At 37.5% G+C, this 5,838-nt stretch carries 6 protein-coding genes; all 6 read right to left on the reverse strand.

All coding sequences use genetic code 11. The annotated features are described in order from the left end of the window. Positions 1-167: 167 nt before the first annotated feature. Positions 168-764 carry a DNA-3-methyladenine glycosylase gene (locus tag QY97_RS18405; protein ID WP_039231255.1) on the reverse strand — a complete coding sequence of 199 codons (597 nt, stop codon included), beginning with the start codon at positions 762-764 and terminating at the stop codon, positions 168-170. Between the two features lie 88 nt (positions 765-852). Continuing rightward, positions 853-1,524, reverse strand: coding sequence for an NAD-dependent epimerase/dehydratase family protein (locus tag QY97_RS18410; RefSeq protein WP_039231245.1), 672 nt, complete (start codon positions 1,522-1,524; stop codon positions 853-855). A gap of 152 nt (positions 1,525-1,676) precedes the next feature. Beyond that, a complete protein-coding gene (locus tag QY97_RS18415; RefSeq protein WP_039231248.1) occupies positions 1,677-2,336 on the reverse strand; it encodes a response regulator transcription factor in 660 nt (219 codons plus the stop codon). Between the two features lie 14 nt (positions 2,337-2,350). Next, entirely contained in the window at positions 2,351-4,540 is a 2,190-nt protein-coding gene (locus tag QY97_RS18420; protein WP_039231250.1) for a sensor histidine kinase, read from the reverse strand. Between the two features lie 9 nt (positions 4,541-4,549). After that, entirely contained in the window at positions 4,550-4,705 is a 156-nt protein-coding gene (gene comX / locus QY97_RS20170) for a competence pheromone ComX (RefSeq protein ID WP_083965921.1), read from the reverse strand. Further along, positions 4,668-5,585, reverse strand: coding sequence for a polyprenyl synthetase family protein (locus tag QY97_RS18425; protein WP_157761922.1), 918 nt, complete (start codon positions 5,583-5,585; stop codon positions 4,668-4,670). Before QY97_RS18425 ends, comX begins: the two co-directional genes overlap by 38 nt. Positions 5,586-5,838 lie beyond the last annotated feature (253 nt).

A 5,838-nucleotide genomic window follows, 5' to 3' on the forward strand; every position in this document is an offset into this window, starting at 1 on the left:
AGTACCTTGCGCTTCCTTAGTGGTTGGTCGATGTGTACCCCCACAGTGGACTCTCACCACCTAGATAGTTGCCATGCCTGGCACACAAGAAAAAGCATGTCCTCGTGAACATGCCTTTTCCAGGTTCATCTCACTAGTAAACACTAACCAAGATGCACTTTTAGCCCTTACTTAGACACAAATGGATTATCTGTCTCCCAAAATCTCCAAGGGTAATGCCTGGCTTCCCCGGAATTGGCAATCCCGATCCGTTCTCCTCTTGATATCTGTTTCGGTTTTCTTCCCTCCGCAATCAACAGCGGCGGCCGGTCAAATAAACTTCCATAGTCATCCATGCTGATCCCTAACGCCTTCGTCAGCTTTCCAGGACCGCTGGTGAGGTTTTTTAGCTTATCTGTCTTTCTCCTTTGATACATCAAGTCCAAACCATCCACTGGCTCTACCGCCCGAATCAGCACAGCTTCCGGTTCGTCACGGCCGCCGCTGACAACATTGACAAGACAATGGGTATGCATCACATAAGTATAAACATGGCCCGCTTCCCAAAACATGACTTCGGTCCGCTTCGTCCTCCTATCATTAAAGCTATGGGCGGCCCTATCCCCCGGCCCAATATAAGCTTCTGTCTCTACAATATACCCTGAAGCAATTCCCTCATCTGTTTCTTTTACAAGCAAACACCCTATCAATTCTTCTGCCAGCTGCAATGTCGGTTTCTTATAAAATGATAGAGGCAGCACTTTGTAACGTTTGTCTCTCTCCATTTCTTTCACCTTGCCCTCCCAAATATTCACTTTAGTTTTCCCTGTTAGACAAATAAAAACACCACCAAGGAAAGAGCGGGGCTGTACATTATTCTCTTTCGGCCCCCGCCTTGTGAATGTCATCGGAAGAATAAACAAACACTCCCTGTCCACCTTTGAGTGCTGCCTGTTTCATTGCCGAAGCGACAACCTTTCCGGGAACTGGCTTATATTTTTTAAAAGGACCAAAAAACAAAAATGGAACCATCCGGGCCACAACAGCCGCGGCACTTTCTCCCAAGCGGAACTCGTCTCTTTTTCCAAGGAGAAGGGATGGTTGAAAAATATGGAGCCCCTTTAACCTGAGCTTCTTTAGTGCTGACTCCAGCTCTCCTTTCGTCCTGCTGTAAAATACGCTCGATTTTTCATCCGCTCCCATCGCTGAGATGACGAGAAACTGCGGGATTCCTTGTTGCTCCGCTTTTTTAGCCAAGAGAAGCGGATAATCAAAATCAACTTTCCGGAAAGCCTCTTTGGTCTTCGCCTTTTTTATCGTAGTACCGAGACAGCAAAACACATGGCTGAGATCCTGAGGAAATCGATAATCTTCTAGTTCGTGAAAGTCTATCCTATGCTCTTCCAATTTGGCATGTTTTATTCCCGAGGGTTTTCTTGTCAAGATGATCACTTTCTCAAATTCTTTTCCCTTTAAAAGCAACTCTACTAATTCTTTTCCAACAAGCCCTGTCGCCCCTGCGACCAATGCAATATTTCCACTCATAAAAACCGAACCTCTTTTGTTTTTTTATTCTTATTGTTACCAATTCTAAGCCAAAATGAAAAGGCATAAGTTCGACTTTATACCGAATTCATGCCTTGATCGCCCTCTACTCTCCTGATTCTAACCCATATGGTTGACTTCTATGGCCTGTTTTAATCAAAAACATCAACAAGAGGAATGATCTTATACTTCCTTGCTTTCACTAAAGCCTCTGTTCTAGATCTCACCTTTAATTTTTCAAAAAGATTCGTAATTGAATATTCGATGGTCCGTTGACTGTAATTTAATTGGTGAGCAATTTCTTTATTAGTCATTCCTTTTGAAATAGCCATTAAAATGTCGACTTCCCTCTCCGTGAGCTGGATATCGCTTAACTCTCCTTCTTTTGGAGCAACTGATACCATGGGGGTCTTCCTCAATTGCCTAAACAATTCAACCGGGATAATTACTTCGTCCCTTAAAGCAGCTTCTATTGCACGAATCATTTGCTCACGAGAAGCATTTTTACTAATAAATCCTGATATCCCCCTTTCTACTAGTAAATTAAAGTGCTGGGTGATATCAAATCCTGTATATATGATGATTTTCGATTCAGGAAAATCTTTTAAAATTTTTCTCGATAATTCTATTCCGTTTATTTCAGGCATATATAAATCAAATAAAAATACATCGATACACTCTGTTTCTATCATTTCATATATGCAATTTAAATCAGAGCAAATACTTACATTGAATTGGCCATCTTGTTCCAATAAGGCTTTTGTTCCTTCAGCAACGGCTCTATGATCGTCTACTAAAATGATATTAATCATCCATACCATTCCTTTTATTTGGGTATAGTAGCTTTTAATAAAAGTCCTTGGTCAGGTTCAGTATAAATAAAGATATCTCCGCTCATGCTTCGAATCCTTTCATTGAGACTCAATAACCCAAAATGATTTCCTTCCTTTTCTTGTTTGAGATTTAATCCAACTCCGTCATCTTCGTATACAAGCATAATCTGATCATTACGACAGCTTAAACTGATATGAATAAAATTTGCTTTTGAATGTTTTTTAGCATTGTTCATCAATTCTTGTACAATGCGATATAAAGTTAAAGCAACCTCTTCGCTTAAGCCAGTAAAGTGGTTCACTTGGCTAATTTGGAAGTCAATTTCAAATTCACATGATGCGCGATACTTATCTACTAAACTGTATAGTGATTCAATCAAACCAAATTCCTTTAAAAAGAAAGGATTTAGGTCATAGCAAGTGCTTCGAATGAAATCTATCTGCTCACTTAATTGTTCTTTGATTTTTTCCAATGAATATAAATTTATTCCCTCCTTGCCTTGAATGAGTTCGATGTTTTTATGTATAAAAATTAGTTCTTGTAAGATGGAGTCGTGAATGTCGTGAGCCAGCTTTACTCTTTCTTTTTCTCCTATCAAAAATAGTGTACGCGAGACTGTCGATGAAATGCTGCCCTCTCTAATTCTTTCTACTTCAGCAACTAACTCTTCCGTTTTCCTAAAGTTTTCAATTAATATATTGATATAATGGGCAATCGATTTTAACCAGCCTTTCTCTATGTTGTTTAGCTGGGTCATCCTTTTTTTATAAGAAAACGTGATAAATGTGTATACGACACTGTTTTTGCCAACTAACAAAGCGTACCCATTATCAATTTCTCGCAAATCTCCGATATTCAATGTTTTTTTGACTAACGATTGGATAGAACGATCCTCACAATGACATTGTTCTTGACTGATACGACATTCAATTTTCTTTACATAATCCACATGAAGCACGTCAGAGATTACTTGATTAATATATAAAAATAACGCTTGTTGATCATGTATTTGACTAGACATTTGGGATAGTTTCATTAAACTATCAGGAAATTTCCTTTGCCCCTTGGCCAAATATGTGGCGAAAAAGTCTTTTACAAAAAGCAGGATCATGACCAAAATAATGGTTAGTAATACTAATTGAAAAATAAATAAAGAGTCTTCTCTTTTTGCATACATCCCTCCTGCCAACACAACTGCCGGGATAAGAGAAAGAAAAAAGTTGACACTTGCCCTTTTAATCAGTAAATCAAAGTCAAAGAATACTTTCTGGGCAGTTATATAAATAAACGAAATAGGAATGAGCAATAAAAATAGTGCTGTATGTTCGGCTGTAATGATTTGCTGCTCAAATAATGCTTCCGGAATAGCCGACAATAGAATAAATGGAAACAACGAAACAACGACGGTCCATATAAAGAATCTGATTTTAACCAAATGGATAGACTTTTTAATTTTGCTAAACTGTATGATGAAGTATAAGGGTACTGCTAAAATCATGAAAAAGAACGGTGCCAGCATGAACTTTGACACACCAATAAACGTATTAATCACAGCAACAGCAAAGATCAATACGTAAAGCCATATTATTTTTTTATTTGCTGCATGCCTATCTTTTTTCGGCACCATGATACGAAGGTATTCCAACACTACAGTCGGAATTAAATATAAGGAGAAAAGGGTAATGAACACTCCAAATAAATCTCCCCTTGCTGACACTCCACTACCTAAGTAAGCAAGACCGATCAATAAAAGCAGATAAGACGAAATGACACTCACTTTACTAAATCTTTTTCTCAAGATTACATATAAAGCGATAACAAAACAAAGGATAAAGTAGATAATAGGTAAAAAACTATATATTAAATAACTAACAGGCATTTTTTTATATGTAACAGGTATTCTCTCGCATTTCTCTTCACCCATATATAGAGTGATTTCTTTTATTTTCTCCAGCTTAAATACAGCATTTGAATCAGGCTCACAGGAAACAAGACTTTGATTTGATATATCATGGTAATTGGCCCATCCATGTGGATAAATTTCTACTACTGTACATTTTTCTTTGTTGCTTAAATGTACCTCAAGGCCAATTAAAGGATAAGCTATGACAACAACGGTTAGGTAAATGGCGCTAATGGCTATGAAGCTAAAAATGACTACGGGATAAAACGTCTTTCCCATTCATTTCACCTAATGCCAGTAGTAAGAGTAAATTTTAATATCATTGAATGATTGAATAATAGCTTGTTCTTCTTCTTGCGTCACTCCTAACAAAGAGGCCATTCCTTCTTTCACCACTTCCACAACCTCAGGATGTTCGATTAGATATTGAATCACCATTTCCATATGTATCACTCCCCATATAAAATAGCTGTTCTTTTAACATGCTAATTTTCTCATCCGTTATTGGTAAACTTTCAATTTTATGAATCGCCCGCCGTTCATGAAGAATTTTCTGTGCAACTGCAAAATTTAAGGCACCGGATTTCTTCACTATTTCTATTATTTTTTCTTTATATAGCTGTAATGATTCGAAAGAAAACTTTCCATTATAGTAGTCCCTTACAATTTCTCCTTCTTTTACCAGAGGATTTAGCAGATAAATAATAGGCAATGTTTTCTTTTTCAATTTCCAGTCGCTTTTTTCTTCAAAATCCATGACGTCCTGGATATCATTTCCTATTTGAGCAGCAATCCCTAAATCATAGGAATAATCTTCGACCATCTGATAGTCCTTGTACCCTGCCAGCATGGCACCCAATGTATTTGCCATAGCCACCAAACTCCCTGATTTCATCCTGATCATGTCAATATACTCTTTAATATTACTGATGCATCCGTACAAATCCTGGTGCTGGCCCTCTATCGAGCGGGATAGATGTCTTAAAACAACTTTAATCATATCAGGTTTGTTAGAGCAATCTAATAACCGCGACAGCGTAATCACCATTAAACTAATCGCAACATTCAACGAAACGGCTTGTCCCTTCTTCATCCAGATAGATAGTCCGTTATCATCATCTTGAATATCATCAATGATATCTAAAGCAAGCATCATCCCTTCCAGACATGCCGTGATATCTCTCACTTCATGACAAGCATGTTTAGAAAATGCGTCAAAATGTAACTTAAAAGAGTCTGCAAACGATGTTCGATTATCTTTCAGTTTTTCCCCGGCAAAAATAGAAATATCTTTTCTTAGTTGAGGATCCTGTATAATATTCAATGTCATTTGTTCTATTTTTTTGAAAATTGATGTTGCTCTCCTTCCCTGCTTGAATTTATTCCCAGTTAATATGCTACCATTTAACTAATTCGCCTACAAGTTTATAGAAAAGAACCGCTATTTTTTTGTGGTAAACCGCCAATTGCTTTCGGTAAGAAGTGTTGGTGCTAGTATAGTTTTATGGACAGCTTTTAGTTAACTCTCTATCATAAAAGATACGAGAGGAAGTGTCCGATATGAAACAAAAAAAGAA

The sequence above is a fragment of the Bacillus thermotolerans genome (assembly GCF_000812025.2).
Taxonomy (GTDB): Bacteria; Bacillota; Bacilli; order Bacillales; family Domibacillaceae; genus Quasibacillus; species Quasibacillus thermotolerans.